The sequence below is a fragment of the Pseudomonas jilinensis genome, from assembly GCF_003586265.1.
In the GTDB taxonomy this organism is placed as follows: Bacteria; Pseudomonadota; Gammaproteobacteria; order Pseudomonadales; family Pseudomonadaceae; genus Halopseudomonas; species Halopseudomonas phragmitis.
Window position 1 is genome coordinate 22090 of the sequence record NZ_QJSA01000016.1, and the last position, 17271, is coordinate 39360.

19 protein-coding genes are annotated in these 17271 nt (G+C 62.9%); 11 read left to right on the plus strand and 8 right to left on the minus strand.

The window, feature by feature from the left end; genetic code table 11:
• Positions 1–22 precede the first annotated feature (22 nt).
• Positions 23–919 (plus strand): sugar nucleotide-binding protein, encoded by an 897-nt coding sequence (locus tag C2846_RS16055; protein ID WP_240638219.1) that lies wholly within the window; start codon positions 23–25, stop codon positions 917–919.
• Positions 920–944: 25 nt separating this feature from the next.
• Here C2846_RS16055 and C2846_RS16060 read toward each other — a convergent pair whose 3' ends face one another.
• Positions 945–1637 (minus strand): OmpW/AlkL family protein, encoded by a 693-nt coding sequence (locus tag C2846_RS16060; RefSeq protein ID WP_080048691.1) that lies wholly within the window; start codon positions 1635–1637, stop codon positions 945–947.
• Between the two features lie 237 nt (positions 1638–1874).
• On the opposite strand from C2846_RS16060, the gene C2846_RS16065 reads away from it, so the two are divergent.
• The 6 genes from C2846_RS16065 to C2846_RS16090 are packed head-to-tail and all read left to right on the plus strand — an operon-like array spanning position 1875 to position 6778.
• A complete protein-coding gene (locus C2846_RS16065; RefSeq protein ID WP_080048690.1) occupies positions 1875–2645 on the plus strand; it encodes a DUF3450 domain-containing protein in 771 nt (256 codons plus the stop codon).
• Positions 2642–4000, plus strand: coding sequence for a MotA/TolQ/ExbB proton channel family protein (locus C2846_RS16070; protein WP_119701943.1), 1359 nt, complete (start codon positions 2642–2644; stop codon positions 3998–4000). Before C2846_RS16065 ends, C2846_RS16070 begins: the two co-directional genes overlap by 4 nt.
• Positions 3969–4508, plus strand: coding sequence for a MotA/TolQ/ExbB proton channel family protein (locus C2846_RS16075; RefSeq protein ID WP_080048688.1), 540 nt, complete (start codon positions 3969–3971; stop codon positions 4506–4508). The genes C2846_RS16070 and C2846_RS16075 overlap by 32 nt, the downstream gene beginning before the upstream one ends.
• 10 nt (positions 4509–4518) lie before the next feature.
• Entirely contained in the window at positions 4519–4929 is a 411-nt protein-coding gene (locus C2846_RS16080) for an ExbD/TolR family protein (RefSeq protein WP_080048687.1), read from the plus strand.
• Positions 4929–5606, plus strand: a complete 678-nt coding sequence (locus C2846_RS16085; RefSeq protein WP_080048686.1) for an energy transducer TonB — start codon at positions 4929–4931, stop codon at positions 5604–5606. The genes C2846_RS16080 and C2846_RS16085 overlap by 1 nt, the downstream gene beginning before the upstream one ends.
• Complete coding sequence (locus C2846_RS16090) at positions 5606–6778, plus strand: tetratricopeptide repeat protein (protein ID WP_080048685.1); 1173 nt, start codon at positions 5606–5608, stop codon at positions 6776–6778. The genes C2846_RS16085 and C2846_RS16090 overlap by 1 nt, the downstream gene beginning before the upstream one ends.
• An 18-nt stretch (positions 6779–6796) precedes the next feature.
• On the opposite strand, the gene C2846_RS16095 is transcribed toward C2846_RS16090, so the two are convergent.
• The 7 genes from C2846_RS16095 to C2846_RS16125 all read right to left on the minus strand — a co-directional run bounded on the left by C2846_RS16095 (position 6797) and on the right by C2846_RS16125 (position 12711).
• Positions 6797–7309 carry a DUF3299 domain-containing protein gene (locus C2846_RS16095; RefSeq protein WP_080048684.1) on the minus strand — a complete coding sequence of 171 codons (513 nt, stop codon included), beginning with the start codon at positions 7307–7309 and terminating at the stop codon, positions 6797–6799.
• A 14-nt stretch (positions 7310–7323) separates the two neighbouring features.
• Complete coding sequence (locus C2846_RS16100; RefSeq protein ID WP_080048683.1) at positions 7324–8586, minus strand: ABC transporter permease; 1263 nt, start codon at positions 8584–8586, stop codon at positions 7324–7326.
• Positions 8586–9299 (minus strand): ATP-binding cassette domain-containing protein, encoded by a 714-nt coding sequence (locus tag C2846_RS16105; protein WP_080048682.1) that lies wholly within the window; start codon positions 9297–9299, stop codon positions 8586–8588. Before C2846_RS16105 ends, C2846_RS16100 begins: the two co-directional genes overlap by 1 nt.
• Positions 9300–9396: 97 nt before the next feature.
• Entirely contained in the window at positions 9397–10020 is a 624-nt protein-coding gene (locus C2846_RS16110; RefSeq protein WP_119701944.1) for a DUF2796 domain-containing protein, read from the minus strand.
• 109 nt (positions 10021–10129) lie between these two features.
• Positions 10130–11005 (minus strand): thioredoxin, encoded by an 876-nt coding sequence (gene trxA, locus C2846_RS16115; protein WP_080048680.1) that lies wholly within the window; start codon positions 11003–11005, stop codon positions 10130–10132.
• A gap of 59 nt (positions 11006–11064) precedes the next feature.
• Positions 11065–11736 carry a class I SAM-dependent methyltransferase gene (locus C2846_RS16120; protein ID WP_080048679.1) on the minus strand — a complete coding sequence of 224 codons (672 nt, stop codon included), beginning with the start codon at positions 11734–11736 and terminating at the stop codon, positions 11065–11067.
• 45 nt (positions 11737–11781) lie between these two features.
• Positions 11782–12711 carry a LysR family transcriptional regulator gene (locus tag C2846_RS16125; protein WP_165443846.1) on the minus strand — a complete coding sequence of 310 codons (930 nt, stop codon included), beginning with the start codon at positions 12709–12711 and terminating at the stop codon, positions 11782–11784.
• 108 nt (positions 12712–12819) lie between these two features.
• Between C2846_RS16125 and C2846_RS16130 the strand changes: the two genes are divergently transcribed.
• The 4 genes from C2846_RS16130 to nhaD all read left to right on the plus strand — a co-directional run bounded on the left by C2846_RS16130 (position 12820) and on the right by nhaD (position 17254).
• Entirely contained in the window at positions 12820–14310 is a 1491-nt protein-coding gene (locus C2846_RS16130; RefSeq protein WP_080048677.1) for an AMP-binding protein, read from the plus strand.
• 75 nt (positions 14311–14385) lie between these two features.
• On the plus strand, positions 14386–14859 hold the full coding sequence (gene nrdR / locus C2846_RS16135) for a transcriptional regulator NrdR (RefSeq protein ID WP_080048676.1): 474 nt from the start codon (positions 14386–14388) through the stop codon (positions 14857–14859).
• 1 nt (position 14860) lies between these two features.
• Entirely contained in the window at positions 14861–15982 is a 1122-nt protein-coding gene (gene ribD, locus C2846_RS16140; protein WP_119701965.1) for a bifunctional diaminohydroxyphosphoribosylaminopyrimidine deaminase/5-amino-6-(5-phosphoribosylamino)uracil reductase RibD, read from the plus strand.
• A gap of 12 nt (positions 15983–15994) precedes the next feature.
• On the plus strand, positions 15995–17254 hold the full coding sequence (gene nhaD, locus C2846_RS16145; protein WP_080048675.1) for a sodium:proton antiporter NhaD: 1260 nt from the start codon (positions 15995–15997) through the stop codon (positions 17252–17254).
• Positions 17255–17271: the final 17 nt, after the last annotated feature.

Genomic DNA, 17271 nt, shown 5'->3' on the forward strand with positions numbered 1-17271 from the left:
CTGAACGGATAAAGGTAAGTGCATGCGCATGCGGGTAATGCTGCTGGGGGCTGACAATAGGTTGGGACAAGCCCTGACGGCTCTGGCAGCGGCTGAAGACATCCAGCTCATGGCGGTCGGCCAGCCTGAAGGCGGCTGGCGCGCCGAGGCGCTGGACAGTTGGCTGGCGCAGCAGCCGGACGCCGTGGTCAATCTGACCCATTACCATGAACAGTTTCAACTGGGTGTCCAGGATGCCCGCACGTTGCAGGCTCAGCGGGCCTTCGATACGGCGCTGCTCGCGGCCTGCCAGCAGCATGACGTGCTGTTGCTGATGCTCTCCAGCGCCAGGGTCTTCGATGGGCTCAAGCCGGCGCCCTACAGCGAAAAGGATGAGACCGCACCGGCTGATCCGCTGGGGGCGATGCAGGCTGAGCTGGAGCAGCGGCTGCTGGCCTGGGAGCGGCATTTGATCCTGCGCTTGAGCTGGGTGCTGGACAGTTCGGCTGAAGGTCAGCTCGGACGCTTGTTGACTCAGCTGTGTTCGGCCCAGCCAGTGACCCTGGCCGAAGAATGGCGTGGCAACCCGACCCCGGTGACCGATGTGGCCCGGGTGATACTGGCGCTGCTCAAACAGGTCGACTGTGACGCCCCATTGTACGGGCTCTACCACTATGGTGGTGCCGAGGTCAGTAGCTGGATCAGTCTGGCCAAGGCGTTGGTGCAGGAATTGCTGGCCGCCGGTTATATCGAGCACGACCCGCTGATTCAGCCGGTTCCCTTCAGCAGTCAGCCGATGGCCGGTAAGGAACCGCAGAATGCGGCGCTCTCGGGCAAGCGGATTCTGCATACTTTCGGGATCAAGCCCAGGGCCTGGCGCAGTCAACTGGCCGGGCTACTGGAGCAGAGCCTGGGAGCCAAAAACCAACGGCCGCAGTAGCGGCCGTTGTTCGTTCCCGGTGGGCTTAAAACTTGTAGCCCAGGCCCACCATGTAGACAAACGGGTCAACGTCGACATCGACTTTCAGGCGGCCGACGCCATCCAGGTGAGTGTAGCCGGTGGTGCTGATGTCGATATAACGAACCTGGGCGTTGACCATCAGATTTTCGGTCAGCATGTAATCAGCGCCGATCTGTGCAGCCCAGCCCCAGGAGTTATCCAGGCTCAGGCCGCGGAAACCCTTGCCCTTGGCCTCGCTGCCTACTTCCTCATCAAAGAACCAGGTGAAATTGACCCCAGCACCAACATAGGGCTGGAACGCTGAATTGTTCTGCAGCGGATACCACAGTGCACTCAGGGTCGGCGGCAGGTGTTTGATGGTTCCGAGTTTGCCGTTAAGGGCATCCAGGCCCGCTGGTGAGCCGGCAACCCCGACTTCGTGTTTGAACGGGGTGGCGGCCAGCAGCTCTACGGCAAACTGGTCGGTCAGCATGTAGGCAAAGTTCAAGCCAAGCTGGGTGTCCTTGTTCAGGGTAGCCTTGCCGCCCAGATTGGCGCCGCCGGTCTTAATGCCTGAGCTGTCCTCGCGCGGGTCGACCACAATGGCGCCAGCGCGGACGATGATATCACCGGCCTGATGAGCCTGGGCGACAGAAGCAGCGAGTAGAGCCGGAGCCAGCAGCAGGCTGGCGGTCAATTTGGAAACGAAATGCGACATGGAGTCTCTCCTTGAATAACGTGTAGGGCGACTTTAGTAGCTGGGTCATGGGGCGGTATTGATCTGGAGCAAAGGTTGAATGGGGTTGCCTGCGACCGTCTGTCACAGTGGTCAGGGAGTCTGCAGGGGAACGCCCGGGAAAATGTCCCGGGGCTGGATTGGTGGTTGAAGTCTGTGCAGTCAAAGATGATAATGCTTCTCTTTTAAGAGGCGCCGGCTAGAGCGGCGCGGTGGGAGATACCAATGAAAGTGGTGTGGATGGTGATGCTGGCCCTGTTGCCGGGTCTGGCGCTGGGCCAGAGTGCCGGTGAGCGGGCGCTGACCGAGAGCGAGGCGCTGAGCGCCGAGGCGGCGGCTTCCCAGCAGCGGATCGAGCAGATGGACGATGCTGCCCGGCAGGCGCTGGAGCGCTATCGCCAGGCGGTCACCCAGCGCGAGCAATTGCTGGCCTATAACGAGCGCCTGCGCGACATGGTGACCGCCCAGGAAGGTGAACTGGAAAGTCTGCAACTGCAGGTGGCCAGCATTGAGGAGACCCAGCGTGAAGTGCTGCCGATGATTCAGCGGATGGTCGACTCGCTGGAGCAGTTCGTCGCTCTGGATCTGCCATTTCTGGCAGAGGAGCGGGCCGAGCGGGTGACTCAGCTCAAGGAGCTGATGGCTCGGGCCGATGTCAGCGTAGCGGAAAAGTACCGGCGCACCATCGAAGCCTATCAGATTGAAAGTGATTACGGTCGGACCCTGGAGGCCTGGCGTGGCACTGTCGAAGCCAATGGCCAAGCCCGGGTGGTCGATTTCCTCCGGCTTGGACGGCTGATGCTGTTCTATCAGAGTCTGGATGGTCGCGAGCAGGGCTATTGGGATCCTCAGGCCCAGCGCTGGACCAGCCTGCCGTCGGGCTATCACCGGACGCTGGAACAGGGACTGAGCATTGCCCGTCAACAACAAACCCCGGTGATGCTGAAGTTACCGCTGCCGCCGATCAGCGAGCCGGGAGGTGAGTCATGAAACGCCTGTTGATTATCCTGCTGGCCGGATTGATGGCGCCGCTGGTACAGGCGCAACCGGCCAGCCTCGACGATCTGCTGCGCAACGTCCGTGAGCTGCGTAGCAGCGAACAGGCGGCAATGCGTGAGCGTGAAACCCGCTTCATTACTGAACGCGACCAGCAGCAACGCCGGCTGCGCGAGGCCGAGCAGGCGCTGGCCGGGGTTCAGGCTGAAGCCGACCGGCTCAAGGCTCGGTTCGATCAGCAGGAGGCTGAGCTGGCCGAACTGCAGGCTGAGCTGAGCCAGCGCAGTGGCAGTCTGGGCGAGTTGTTCGGGGTCGTCCGCCAGAGTGCGGGTGACACCCTCAGTCAGTGGCAAGATTCCTTGCTCAACCTGAAATTCCCTGAACGGATCGCGACTCTGCAGCAGTTGTCCGAGAGCCGGCAGATTCCCACCGTCGAGACGCTGGAGCAGTTCTGGTTCACCCTGCAGCAGGATATGACAGACAGTGGCAAGGTTAGCCGCTTCGACGCACCGGTTGTGGGGCGCGATGGCCAGCAGCAACTCAGCCCGGTGCTGGCAGTGGGGCCCTTCATCGCAGTGCAGGGGCGTGACTACCTGATTTATCAACCCGAAGCAGGGCAACTGCTGGTGGCTGCGCGTCAGCCTGATGGCAATGGCTTGGCGAGCAAGTTCGACAGCCCGCGCACCGGGCTGGCTGACCTGTGGGTCGACCCGACGCGTGGCAATGTCATCAACCAGTTGCAACTGACCCCGAGTCTGTGGGAGCGGGTTCAGCAGGGAGGCTTGGTGGGTTATGTGATTCTGGCACTGGGTCTGATTGGCCTGCTGCTGGCGCTGGCGCGGCTAGCCTGGCTGCAGCGCACCCAGCAACGAGTTGACCGGCAGATTGCTGATCTGGACAACCTGGATACCGGCAACCCGCTGGGCCGGGTACTTGGGGTCATCGGTGCGCAACCGAAGCTGGAACAGCTCGATACCCTGGAATTGAAGCTGGATGAAGCCATCCTCAAGGAAACGCCGGCGCTGGAGCGTTGGCAGGGGCTGATCAAACTGTTGGCCGCGGTGGCGCCGCTGCTCGGGCTGCTCGGCACCGTGACCGGGATGATCGCGACCTTTCAGGCCATCACCCTGTTTGGTACCGGTGATCCGAAACTGATGGCCGGGGGTATTTCCCAGGCGCTGGTAACCACAGTACTGGGCCTGGTGGTAGCCATTCCGCTGCTGTTCATGCACAGCCTGGTGGCGGCGCGTAGCAAGGCTCTGGTACAGCTGCTGGAACAGCAGAGTGCCGGCCTGATCGCGCTGCACCTGGGCGGCGATGAGCGTGGCGAGGAGCGCCGCGGTGCTTGACGGACTGTGGCTGCTGCGCGATTTCCTCGACAGCGGTGGCTGGGTCCTGTGGACCATTCTCTGGGTCACCGTACTGCTGTGGACGTTGATGCTTGAGCGCTTGTGGTTTCTGGGCTGGGTATTTCCCCGCCAGGCCCAGGGCTATCAGCAGGCCTGGCAAGCCCGGGCCGATCGCGCCAGCCTGGCCGCCCGGCATATACGCAACGCCTGGCTGTCTCAGGCCCAGCAGCGGCTTAACCGGTTTATCCCGCTGGTGCGGGTACTGATCGCCCTGTGCCCCTTGCTGGGGTTGCTGGGCACCGTGACCGGGATGATCCAGGTGTTCGATGTCATGGCCCTGAGTGGCAATGGCAATCCCCGGGCCATGGCGTCCGGGGTTTCGCGGGCGACCATGCCGACCATGGCCGGCATGGTGATCGCCATCAGCGGCTTATTTTGCCTGGCGCGGCTGGATCAACAGTCACGCAGGGCGCTGCAGCGGCTTACCGACCGACTGCGACACGATTAGGAATTGAGTTATGCGCATGCGCAGGCACACCGGCAATGACGAGGAAGCGGGCATCGACTTGACCCCGATGCTGGATATCGTCTTCATCATGCTGATCTTTTTCATCGTCACCAGCTCCTTTATCAAGGAATCGGGGATTACCGTGCAAACCCCTTCGGCGGCGAGCGCCAGTGAGCAGCCCAAGGGCAATATCCTGATTGCGGTCAGCCCCAACGGCGAAATCTGGATCGACCGTCAGCGGGTCGATATTCGCGCCGTGCGCGCAGCAGTCGAGCGTCTGCGGGTGGACCAGCCGGACAGCAGTGTCGTGGTCCAGGCCGACCGCGACTCGCGCAGCGGACTGGTGATTCAGGTCATGGATCAGGTACGCCTGGCCGGGGTCATGGACGTGGCTCTGGCGGCCACGGCAGAGAGCCGCTGATGCGCCTGTTGGTCAGTTTCCTTGGCGCGCTGCTGGTGGCGCTGGCGCTGTTCGCCCTGATGCTGGTGCTGATCATGCCGCCGCGTGACAACAGCCTGCCGGACGACGAGCTGGCACGGGTCAGCTTCGTGCGCAGCGTTTCCGATACCCAGAGCGACAGTCGCGAGCGCCAGCCGCGTCAGGCCCCTGAGCCGCCGACCCCGCAGCCGCCGGTCACGCCGACCCCGCCTAGGCCGCCGCAGCCGCAGGTCGATACCCAGGTCAATCTCAACATTGACCTGCCGAATATCAGTACCCCGCTGGCGATCAGCAGTGCGCCAAGCCTGCAGAACCTCAGTGCCGCGGCGGAAGTGGCAACGCCACCGCCAGCCCCGACCATGGACGCCACGCCAAGCCTGTCGGAAGAAGTGACGCCACTGGTCGATATTCCGCCGAACTACCCGCAACGGGCGCTGGCGGCTGGGATTGAAGGGGAGGTCACGCTAGCCTTCACCATCACCGCCGACGGTCGGGTCGACAACTTGCGGGTTACCCATGCCAATCCTCCAGGTGTGTTTGAGCGCGAGGCCCGCCGGGCGGCGATGCGCTGGCGTTTCGCCCCGCGACGGGAGAATGGCCAGAATGTGGCGCGCGAAGCCACCAAAACGCTCTACTTCCGTTTGGATGGAGGTCGCTGATGCGTTACTTGATCCTGTTACTGGTCCTGGCAAGCCCGATGGTGTGTGCTCAGCAGACGGTTCAGCCTTCCGTGTTTCAGGCCCTGACCAGTGCCCAGCAGGCGCAGCAGCAGGGTAACTACGGTCAGGCTCGCGACACGCTGCAGCAGGCGCTGAATCAGGTGCGGGCCGGCAGCCTGGAGCAGGCGCTGATTGAGCAGCGGCTGGGTTATCTGGCGATTGCCCGTGACCGCCACGAGGAAGCGATCGACTGGCTGAGCAAAGCTCTAGCACACGACCGGCTGGAGGCCGAAGCCGCCAGTCAGGATCGGCGTAATCTGGCCCAGTTGCTGGCCGTGGCCGGGCGTTACCGTGAGGCTGTGACGTTGCTTGAGGTAGAACAGGCGCGCGGCGCTCTGCCGCGAGACAGTCAGCGCCTGCTAGTGCAGGCCTACAGTCAGCTGCGTCAATTCGACAAGGCCATTCCCTTGGCCGAGCGGGTTGTGCGCGAAGAACCAGGCATCGATGCCGCCTGGTATCAATTGCTGGTCGGCATGAACTACCGCCTGCAGCGTTACAGTCAGGCCGAGCGCTGGCTCAAGCCGATGCTGCGCCGTGAGCCTGCCAATGCGGAGTACTGGCGGCAACTGGCCGCAATGCAAAGCCTGGACAACCGTCCTCGGGCGGCGGCGGCCAGTTTGCGCCTGGCTTATGAGGCCGGGGTGCGTTTCTCGGCCACCGACCTTGATAGCCTGGTCGGTCTGCAAACCCAGGCCGGCGCACCCTGGCAGGCGGCCAGGCTGCTGGAGGAAATGTTCGAGCGTGGGCTGTTGCCGGCCAATGCTGAGCGACGTGAGCGCCTGGCCCAGTTATGGCAGCTGGCGCGTGACCGGCAGCGCGCCGAGTCGGCCTGGCGCAGCCTGGCTGAACACAGTGGTCGCGCTTCACACTGGCTGAGAGTGGCAGCGGTGCAGATGGAGAGTGAAGACTGGAACGGGTTGCTGGCCAGCCTGGCCCGCGCCGAGTCTGACGCCAATGCCGAGCAGCGGCGGCAGATTCGTTTGTGGCAGGGTTATGCCCGCCAGGCCCTGGGTGAGCCGGAGGCGGCGCGTCGGGCCCTGCTGGAGGTTAGTGACGGGCGTCAGGCGGAAGAGGCCCGACGCTTGCTGGAGTGGATTGACAACCAGTCCTGAGCAGGCTGGACGCTCCAATCAATAGGTATAGGGCTCGACCTGGGCTCCGGCGATCCGGTAGCCGGCATTGGCCAGATCGCTTTCCATGTGCTCAACCTGCATGGGGCCGGTGATCCAGAAGGGCTGATACAGATCCTGCAGGGGAATGCCCTGGCTGCTCTTGACGTAGACGATCTGGTTTGATGGCGGCGGCGGAACATGGATGCAGGCGCCGAAGTAAGGCACCAGCAGAAACTCATCAACTTCCCCGCGCTCGGTAATCCCCAGCGGCACGACATAGCCGGGCAAGCGCACCTGGCGACCATCCAGTTCCGGTACTACCGGCGCCGCCGGCTCCACCTGCACCGCCGGGTCGCCATAGAATTCGTCACCCAGAGCGTCGGCCAGTTGCGACAGGTCGTGCACCGGTGCCGGCATGCCAAGCATGTCGCGGGCCTCGGGCGGTACCAGGTCGCCCCAGGTCAGTTCCTCAACGGCCCAGCTATTGGCGCTGAGCAGGGTGGTGGCGAGTAGTGCAGCCAGAATTCGCATAAATACTGCTTACCTCAGGTTCGTATCGACAGCCCATCGACCAGCGATTGGCGGTAGGCCCGCCAGGCCGGGACGCTGCCCATCAGGATGCTGGCGCACAGGATAGCGCCAAGCAGTTGCCATTCATACAGGCCCGGGGGGGTGATCTGGATGAACAGGCCATAGTGGGCAAGGATCAGCGGCTGACCGATCCACAGCCCCAGGTACATCAAGCCGAGCCCCAGCAGGATACCACTCAAGGCCAGACTGGCGGCTTCAAGCAGCAGCAGACCGAAGATGTGTCGGGGCTTGGCGCCAACCGAGCGCAGTATGGCCATTTCCCGTCGACGCTCGTTGAGACTGCTGAGAATAGCCGTCAGCATGCCGACCAGGCCGGTCAGGACTACAAACACCGAAACGATGAACAGGGCCTTTTCTGCGACCCCGAGCAGGCTCCAGAGTTCCTGCAGAGCGACGCCTGGCAGGATCGCCAGCAGCGGCTCACCGCGGTACTGATTGATCTCGCGCTGCACCGCAAAGGTACTGATCCGGTTGTTCAGGCCCAGCAACATGGCGGTGATGGCCTTGGGCGTCAGCTCCAGTTCGCGGGCCTGTTCGGCATCAATACGGGCCGAACCGCGGGCGGGCATGCCCTGTTGCCAGTCGACATGCAGGGCTTCCATGCCTTCCAGGCTGATATGCACGGTGCGGTCGACCGGTGTGCCGGTGCGTTCGAGAATACCGCTGACCCGAAACGGTTTGTCTGCGTGATCGACAAAGCTGACCGCGCCAGTGCCATGGGCCAGGACGATCTCGTCACCCAGGCGGTAATTCAGTTCGCGGGCGATATCGGCGCCGAGCACCGCGTCGTACAGGTCATCGAAGGCCTGACCCTGGCTCAGCTGCAGGGCCTGGCTGCGACCATAGCGAAAGTGCTCAAAATAGCTGTGATTGGTACCCATGACCGGGAATCCACGGTGCGAGTCGCCCAGCGAGACCGGTATGGCCCAGGCGACCCGGGGGTGCTCGGCAAAGTGCTCGAAGCTGTCCCAGCGGATGTTGTTGGTGGCGCTGCCGATACGAAAGACCGAATACAGCAGCAGTTGTACTGAACCCGAGCGGGCACCGACGATCAGGTCGGTGCCGCTGATGGTATTGGCGAAGCTGGCGCGGGCTTCAGTACGTACCTTCTCCACTGCCAGCAACAGGGTCACGCTGAGGGCGATGGCCAGCACCGTCAGAATTGCGGAAAAACGCCGGTTACCCAGGCTCTTCAAGGCCAGTCGCAGCAGATGCATCAAATCACCTCCTGGGTGCTGGCGGCCCGATTGAGTTGTTGCAGCGACAAGCCTCGGTCGAACAGCCGTTCCAGTGAGGCATCATGGCTGACAAACAGCAGGCTGCTGCCGGCGGCCTGACATTCGGCGAACAGCAGTTTGAGAAACGCCTCGCGGCTGTCGGCATCCAGCGCCGAGGTCGGCTCGTCAGCGATTACCAGTTCCGGGCTGCCGATCAGGGCGCGAGCCGAAGCCACGCGTTGTTGTTGACCAATCGACAGTTCGGTCACCGGACGCCGCAACAGGGCTGGGTCAGCCAGACCGAGGTGGGCGAGCAGCTCGCAAGCAGCTTGCTCCAGGCTGGGGTGGCGTGCCAGCGCGCGCTGGCGGCGGATTCGTGAGAAACGGCAGGGCAGGATGACATTGTCGACCAACGACAAATAGGGCAGCAGGTTGAACATCTGAAATATGTAGCCGGTGTGGTCGGCGCGGAAACGGTCGCGGCGTACCGATGACAGTCTGGCCAGATCCTGGCCGAGCAGGCGGATATGTCCGCTGGCTGGCAGGTAGACCCCACCAAGCAGGCCCAGCAGGGTGGTCTTGCCGCTACCTGATGGCCCCTTGAGAAAGACTTTTTCACCAGCTTGCAGGGTGAACTCATGGATATCCAGCAGGGTTGGCTGGCCAGGCCATGCATAGGTCATGTCGTGCAGTTGGATAACAGGCTGGGTCATGGGCGTGCCGTTGGCAGATTGCAGGGGTTCAAACTACAGGCTTGGGCTAATGCAAGACAAGAGGGCGTGCAGGGCGGGTCTGCACGCCGGGGGTATTTCAGAAGCGGATCAGGTTCTGAGCCGGGCTCAGCTCGCCACCTTGCTGGCCTGCCGGCGTGATGGCCTGCAGCAGCAGTTTCTCGGTGCGCGGGAAGCTTTCAAACAGCTTCAGTTCAATCTGGTTCAGAGCTGCGACGTTGGTGCAGGTAAAGTGGTAGTGCGCTTCGATGTCGTTATGGGCATTATCATGGTCATGTTTGTGCGTGTGAGCGTGGCCGTGGTCATGCTTGTGGCTGTGCTCGACGGCGCTGAACAGAGGGCTTTGCAGTTCCACCTGATCCAGGCTGCAACCGGCGGCGGCCGGGAACTGGAACAGGGCATCGGCCTGGCGCAGGCTGGCCATGGCCTCACGCACCTTGGCTTTGTCGGCGTCGGTGCTGGGCAGGTATTCGAAGCCCACCAGGTTGTCGGCCGGGCTTTCCAGTTCAATGGCCAGGGCGCTGCCTTCGAGTACCAGGTTCAGGTTGGCTACCCCGTGCTGATGGGCGCCCAGGCTGTCGCCGTGCTCATGTGCATGGTCATGATCGTGGCCGTTATGCCCGTGATGATCGTGGTTGTGGGCATGCAGGCTGAAGGCCAGAGTAGTCAGCAGACTACCGGCTACAAGGGGGAGTAGGCGCATCGGGAAGTTCTCCTGGCAGTCGGTGAAAAGCATGATGTTATCTTATAACGCCTGCAAAGACCAAAAGCAGCTTTGCTGCGGTATGTTTCAACCGCAGCCCGGTCACCGATCAATAGAGAAGCTGATACAGCTTGCGGCGAAACTGCAGGGTCAGTGGGTGGTCGCTGCCCAACAGATCGAACACCTGCAGCAGCGTTTTGTGCGCCGCGCCGTCAGCGTAACCGCGGTCCTGGCGGAACAGCTCCAGCAAGGCTTGCAGGCCGGCTTCGTGACGCTGGGCGGCCAGATCACTGACCGCCAGTTGGTAGAGCGCTTCGCTGTCGTTGGTCGCGGCTGCCAGACGCTGTTCCAGTGCCTGGCGGGGCGGGAAGCCGGCGGCCTGACGCAGGAAGGTCAGTTGCGCCCGGGCACCGTTCAGCGCCGCCTTGTGGCTATCCCGGTCCTTGACCGCCTCCAGTACCTGGCCCGCCTCGTCGAGTTGGCCATCGAGCGCCAGGGCGCGGGCCAGCAAAATCAGCAAGGGGTCGTCAGGCTTCTCGCTGATCAGGGGCTGCAACAGGGCAATTGCGGCTGCCGGATCGCCGGCCTCCAGCAGCTCGCTGGCCTGGCTGGCCGGATCGGCGGTGTCGCTGGGCTCCGGCGGGGTGCCGACATGGGGCTCAAGCAGGGTGCGGATCGCGCTCTCAGGCTGGACTCCGGCAAAGCCATCTACCGGCTGGCCATCCTTGAACAGCACCACAGTCGGCAGGCTGCGAATCCCGAAGCGCTGGGTCAGTCCGGCCTGTTCGTCACAGTTGACCTTGGCCAGCAGCAGCTCACCTCCAAGGCTTTCGGTAATTTTTGCCAGTACCGGCATCAGTGCCTTGCAGGGGGCGCACCAGTCCGCCCAAAAGTCGACCAGCACTGGCTTGTGAAACGAGTTTTCCAGAACAAAGCGGTCAAAATCGGCTTCTGTTACATCGAATATATAGGGCGACTGACTCATCGGGCTGATCCGTTCAAGGCTGGGGTATTGGTCGATAGTGGGGGCGGGGGGTAGGGAAATCAAGCCGCCGCTGAGGGGCGTTGGCGCGTGCTGTACAGCGCCACCTGGCGAAATTCCAGCGGCTCGCCCAGATCCGGCCAGGTCTGCCCCGCCAGTGTGGCCAGCCGCCGATAGTGTGGATGCTCAAGCTGGCGGACCCGTGAGTCGGCGATCAGCACCCGTGGTGCACGCTCGGCGAAATGTTCAAGCAGCGGGTGGTTGTCGCGGTCATAAAGCACATCGGCGGCAATGATCAGGTCCAGCTCGTCGGCAACGGCAAAGTAGTCGCCGGCCAGTTCCAGTTCTACGCCGTTCAGTTCGGCGTTCAGCGCGCTGGCCCACAGTGCCGGTTGATCAAGGTCGCAGGCAATACTGGTTCGGGCCCCAGCCAGGGCGCAGGCCAGAGCGACCACGCCGGAACCCGCGCCAAAATCCAGGACTCGTTGGCCGCGCACCTGCTGCGGATTGTCGAGAATCCAACGCGCCAGGGCCAGACCGCTGCCCCAGCAGAAGCCCCAGTACGGCGGGCTGTCGAGCAGGCGGCGGGTTTCGTCGCTGGCGAAGGCGCGATCCAGATTGGCCGGATCCAGCAGCCACAGTTTCAGCTCCGGCAGACCGGGCAGCGCCGTGGCGCATAGGCGGGCATCGGGCAGGACGGCATGCAGGGCGAGTTCAAGGCGGTTCAGGGTCATGGTCATTATCGGGCTTGAGCGGCGCGTTGGTGTCAGGATCGCACCTTACGGCCAGGGCTCACTCCAGTCCAGACTTCCCAGCCGCTCACGCAAAAACTCGATCAGCGCCCGGGCTGCGGGTGTGGGGTAGAGGTTTGGGGCGGTGATCAGGTACAACCGGTCGCCCCAGTCATCGACCCTGATCTGATACTGGTCGAGCAGCACGTCCAGCCGGTGATCATGCAGGGCATCGCTGACGGCGTAGGCCGGGAGCAGGGCGCAACCCAACCCGCTGATGGCGGCGCGCTTAAGGAACAGCACTTCGGCAGACTGCAGGCGCGACGTTACCGTCAGGTTCAAGCGCTGGGTCTGTGAGCTCAGGCGCAGAGTCAGCCGGTTGCCACTGAGCGGGGCGGTGAGAAATGGGTGCTGGCTCAACTGCTCCGGAGTGTTCGGTCGGCCTTGGCGTTGCAGGTAGTCGGGGGCGGCGCACAATACCCAATCGATGGGGCCTAGATCGCGCGCCACTACCGACTCCGGTGGGTAGCTGGTGATCCGGATGGCAATGTCGACTTCCTCGGCCATCAAGTCGGTAATCCGGTTGCTGAAAATCACCTGCAGGCTGACGTCCGGGTGGCGTTGGCCGAACTCCAGCAGCCAGGGGCCAATGACCATCTGGCCAAGGGCTGTCGGCATGCTGACGCGGATATGCCCACGCAAGCTCTGGCCCAGATCTTCCACTGTGGCCTGCAACGCCTGTAGCTCGCGGCTGATGCGTATCGCGTGAGCATGCAGCGCCCAGCCGATCTGGGTCGGTTCGAGCTGGCGGGTGGTACGTCGGAACAACTGTGCCTGAATCTGCTGTTCCAGAGACTTGATTCGCCGGCTGATGTAGGACCGGGTAGTACCAAGGCGCCGGGCGGCTGCACTCATCGAGCCCGCTTCGACAACGGCGAGCAGAAATTGCAGGGTTTTGATATCGGTTATTGTTTCCATAATGGAATCAGTTTGAGTGGTATATGGGTAATTGTCGACTGTTTGGGCGGTATCTATAGTCGGGTGCAGTTTCAGCGCCATCCATTCATTGTCCCCCGGAGTCCTGCCATGACCGCCGAACTGATTTTTGCCGAACAGTCATACCCCCCTGCCGAGCTGGATGATCGGGCTCTGCGCCTGGCTGGCGGCCTGGCGCGTCTGGGCGTGGAAGATGGTGACGTGCTGGCGCTGATGCTGCGTAACGGGCCGGCCTTCGTCGATGCCATTCAGGCTTGCCAGACGGCCGGCTGCTTCTATTGCCCGATCAACTGGCACTTCAAGGCCGAAGAGGTCGGCTTCATCCTGCGCGACTGCGCGGCCAAGGTGTTGCTGATCGAGGCCGATTTGCTGGCTGAGGTGCAGGTGGCGATTCCAGAGGGTGTCCGGTTGCTGGTGGTGGGCGCGGCAACTGCTGCCAGTGAGGCCCAGGACTATGGCCAATGGCTGGCGCTGCAGGCCCCTTATGCCGGGCCGCCGCGTACCCCGCGTGCGCACATGGCTTACACCTCGGGCACCACGGGACGGCCCAAGGGGGTCAAGCGTATGGCCCCGCAGCCTGAGGAGCGTGAGTTGATGCTGGCGCGCATGGCCGAGCTGGTAGCGACGGCCTGGGGTATCCGCCCAGGCGTCCGGGCACTGGTGTCGGCACCTTTGTATCACAGTGCCCCTAGCTCGTTTGCCCAGCAGGCTCTGCAGCAGGCCGAAACCCTGGTACTGATGGCCCGCTTCGATGCCGAGCAGACCCTGGCGCTGATTGAGCGCCACCGCATCGATACGGTGTTTCTGGTGCCGATCATGTATGTGCGTCTGTTGCGCTTGCCGGCCGAGGTACGTGCGCGTTACGACCTGTCTTCGGTACGTTTCGTCGCCTCGACCGGCGCGCCCTGCGCCCCTGAGGTCAAGCGCGCGATGCTGGATTGGTGGGGGCCAGTCATCTATGAGACCTACGCTTCCAGCGAAACCGGCATGATTACCCTGCAGGACCCGCAGTCGGCCCGGGACAAGCCCGGCAGTGTCGGCCGGCCAATCACCGGTACGCGGCTGCGTATCGTTGATGAGCATGGTCACGATTGCCCCGTGGGTGTGCCGGGGGTGGTTTATGTACGCCAGCCAGCGGTTACCGACTTCACCTATCTGAACAATCCGCAGGCCCGGGCTGATGCCGGGTTGGACGACCTGGTGACGGTCGGTGATATCGGCTATCTGGACGATGACGGTTATCTGTACATCTGCGATCGTGCCTCGGATATGGTGATTTCCGGCGGGGTGAATATCTACCCGGCTGAAATCGAACATGTTCTGCTGACCATGCCCGGTGTGGCCGACTGCGCCGTCTTCGGAGTGCCGGATGCGGAGTATGGCGAGACCTTGGTGGCGCTGCTGGCCGGGCAGGACAGTGGCCGGGCGACGCCTGATCAGGTGCGCGAGCAGTTGCGCCAGCGGCTGGCAGGCTACAAGGTGCCGCGTGTGATTGAATGGGTCGAGCAGTTGCCGCGCGATGACAATGGCAAGGTTGCCAAGCGTCGGTTGCGTGATAGCTGGTTAGCCACGCAACGCTGAGTTTCGCCGCTGGCGTTTATTCATGCCGGGCATGGGAGTAAGATGGGCGGCGCTTAAGACCCTAGGAACCCAGCTATGCATTGCCCGTTCTGTGGTGCCCATGACACCAAGGTGATTGATTCCCGGCTTGTGGCCGATGGCGATCAGGTGCGCCGACGGCGTGAATGTCTGGCCTGCCAGGAACGCTTCACTACCTTCGAGACCGCCGAGTTGGTGCTGCCTCGGGTGATCAAGCAGGATGGCCGGCGTCAGCCGTTCGATGAGGAAAAGCTCCGGGCTGGTCTGCTGCGGGCGCTGGAAAAGCGTCCGGTCAGCGTCGAACAGATCGAAGCGGCGATCGGCCATATCAAGCACCGGTTGCGGGCTACCGGTGAGCGGGAGATCAAGGCCATGGTGGTGGGCGAGATGGTGATGGACGAACTCAAGCAGCTCGACGAGGTCGCCTATATCCGCTTTGCTTCGGTCTATCGCCGGTTCCAGGATCTCAATCAGTTCCGTGAGGAAATCGAGCGCCTGTCGCGGGGCGATCAGGATCCCGGCAATGCCTGAAATGGCGGTGCTCGATCAGCAGATGATGGCTCGCGCCCTGCAACTGGCGGCGCGCGGCCTGTATACCACCGAGCCCAATCCGCGGGTTGGCTGCGTGCTGGTGCGCGATGGGCAGATTGTCGGCGAGGGCTGGCATGTGCGTGCCGGCCAAGGGCACGCCGAGGTCAATGCGCTGGCCCAGGCCGGCGCCCAGGCCCGGGGCGCAACGGCCTATGTCACCCTGGAGCCCTGCAGTCATTTCGGTAAGACGCCACCCTGTGCCGATGCGCTGGTCAAGGCCGGCGTCAGCCGGGTGGTTGCGGCCATGCAGGACCCTAATCCGCAAGTGGCCGGGCGCGGCCTGGAGCGTTTGCGCGCGGCGGGCATCGCCGTTACCTGTGGGGTGCTGGAGGCCGAGGCCAAAGCGCTCAATCCCGGTTTTATCAAACGTATGCGCAGTGGTTTGCCTTGGGTACGACTCAAGCTGGCCATGAGTCTGGACGGCCGCACGGCCATGGCCAGTGGCGAAAGTCAGTGGATTACCGGCCCGGCTGCACGCGCCGATGTGCAGCGGCTGCGGGCCCGCAGTGGCGCAGTGATCAGCGGCGCCGACAGCGTGTTGCTGGATGACTCGGCCCTGAACGTGCGCGCCGCCGAGCTGGACCTGCCGGAAGACCAGGCCCGTGCCGCCGCCGAACGCCAGCCGCTGCGCGTGTTGATCGACGGCCGTCTGCGGGTCCCGCTGACGCGCCGGCTGTTCCAGACCCCAGGCCCGACCCTGGTGGTCTGTTATCAGGCCTCGAACCGTCAGGCCGAATACCAGGCGGCGGGCAGTGAGCTGCTGGCGCTGCCGGGCCAGGACCAGCATGTGGATCTGGCGGCGCTGCTGGCCGAGCTGGCCGGGCGTGGCTGCAACGAGGTGCTGGTGGAGTCCGGTGCCCACCTGGCTGGCGCCTTCTGGCGTGCGCAACTGGTCGATGAATTGGTGATTTATATGGCACCGCGGCTGCTGGGCAGCCAGGCCCGCGGCTTGCTTGAGTTGCCGTTTGCCCATATGGCCGAGGCCATGGATGTCGAGATTACCGACCTGCGCGCGGTCGGTCGCGACTGGCGGATTACGGCGCGCCCGGTTTTTCCTTCCTGAAGAGTACGTCACATGCATAGCGCGGTAGAGGTGCTGCTGATCGTCATGGCGATTGCAGCGTTTGCGGGGGTTGTGCTGGAAGAGGTCATTCACGTCAGCAAGGCCAAGGTGGTGTTGCTGTTCGGTGCGCTGGCCTGGCTGGTCATGTTTATGGCTGCACCGGATCCGGCGTTCCGGGCCGAGGTCCAGGCCGCCCTGAACCATAATATTGCCGATATCGCCGGGCTCTGGCTGTTTCTGCTGGCGACCATGACCTTTGTTGCCTACCTGAACAAGAAGGGGTTGATCGAGAACCTCATATACCTGGTGCTGCCGGGGCGGATTACCGAGCGCAAGCTGCTGTTTCTCACCGCGCTGTTCTGCTTTGTATTTTCCTCGATTGCCGACAACATCACCGCGACCCTGGTATCGGTGGCGTTGATCCTCAGCCTCAACATGGAAGCGCGCAAGACCTTGCGTTTTGCGACTCTGGTGGTGTTTGCGGTCAACTCCGGCGGGGTGGCGATGATCACCGGGGATGTCACCACGCTGATGATCTTCCTGGCTGACAAGGTCGAGATCACCCATCTGCTGATGCTAAGCCTGCCGGCATTCATGGCAGTGATGCTGCTGGCCGGATTGCTATCCTGGGGGCTTAATGGCGAGGCGGTGATCGAGAAAGAAGCGTTGCGACCGATCCGTGGGGTGGATCAGGTGATTGCCGGGATTTTCCTGGCGACCATCGTCTTTACCATCCTCGCCAGCCTGCTCTGGGCGATTCCGCCAGTGCTGAGCTTTCTTACCGGCCTGGCGATCATGTTTCTGGTGGCCCGGTTCTTCAACGAAGACATCGACAACGACCCGATTCTCGAATATATCCGGGCCATCGAGTTCGAGACGCTGCTGTTCTTCCTCGGCGTGTTGCTGCTGGTTGGCATGCTGCAGTTCATCGGCGTACTCGAAGGCCTGACCGCGCTCTATGGCATGATGCCGACCCTGCTGGCCAACTTCCTGATGGGGCTGCTCTCGGCGTTGATCGACAACGTGCCGCTGACGGCCGCGCTGCTCAAGTCCGATCTTAAGATGAGCGTCGCCGAGTGGATGGGGCTGACTTATGCTGTCGGAGTGGGCGGTTCCTTGCTTATAATTGGCTCCGCCGCCGGTATCGTGGCCATGAGCAAGGTGCCGGGGCTGACCTTCATGACATACCTTCGCAGCTTCGGGCTGCTGCTGTTGGCTTTTGCCTTCGGCTTTCTGGCGGTGTACGGTCTCGGCCTGGTGGTCGGTGGCTGACAGCGTACTTCGTGCAA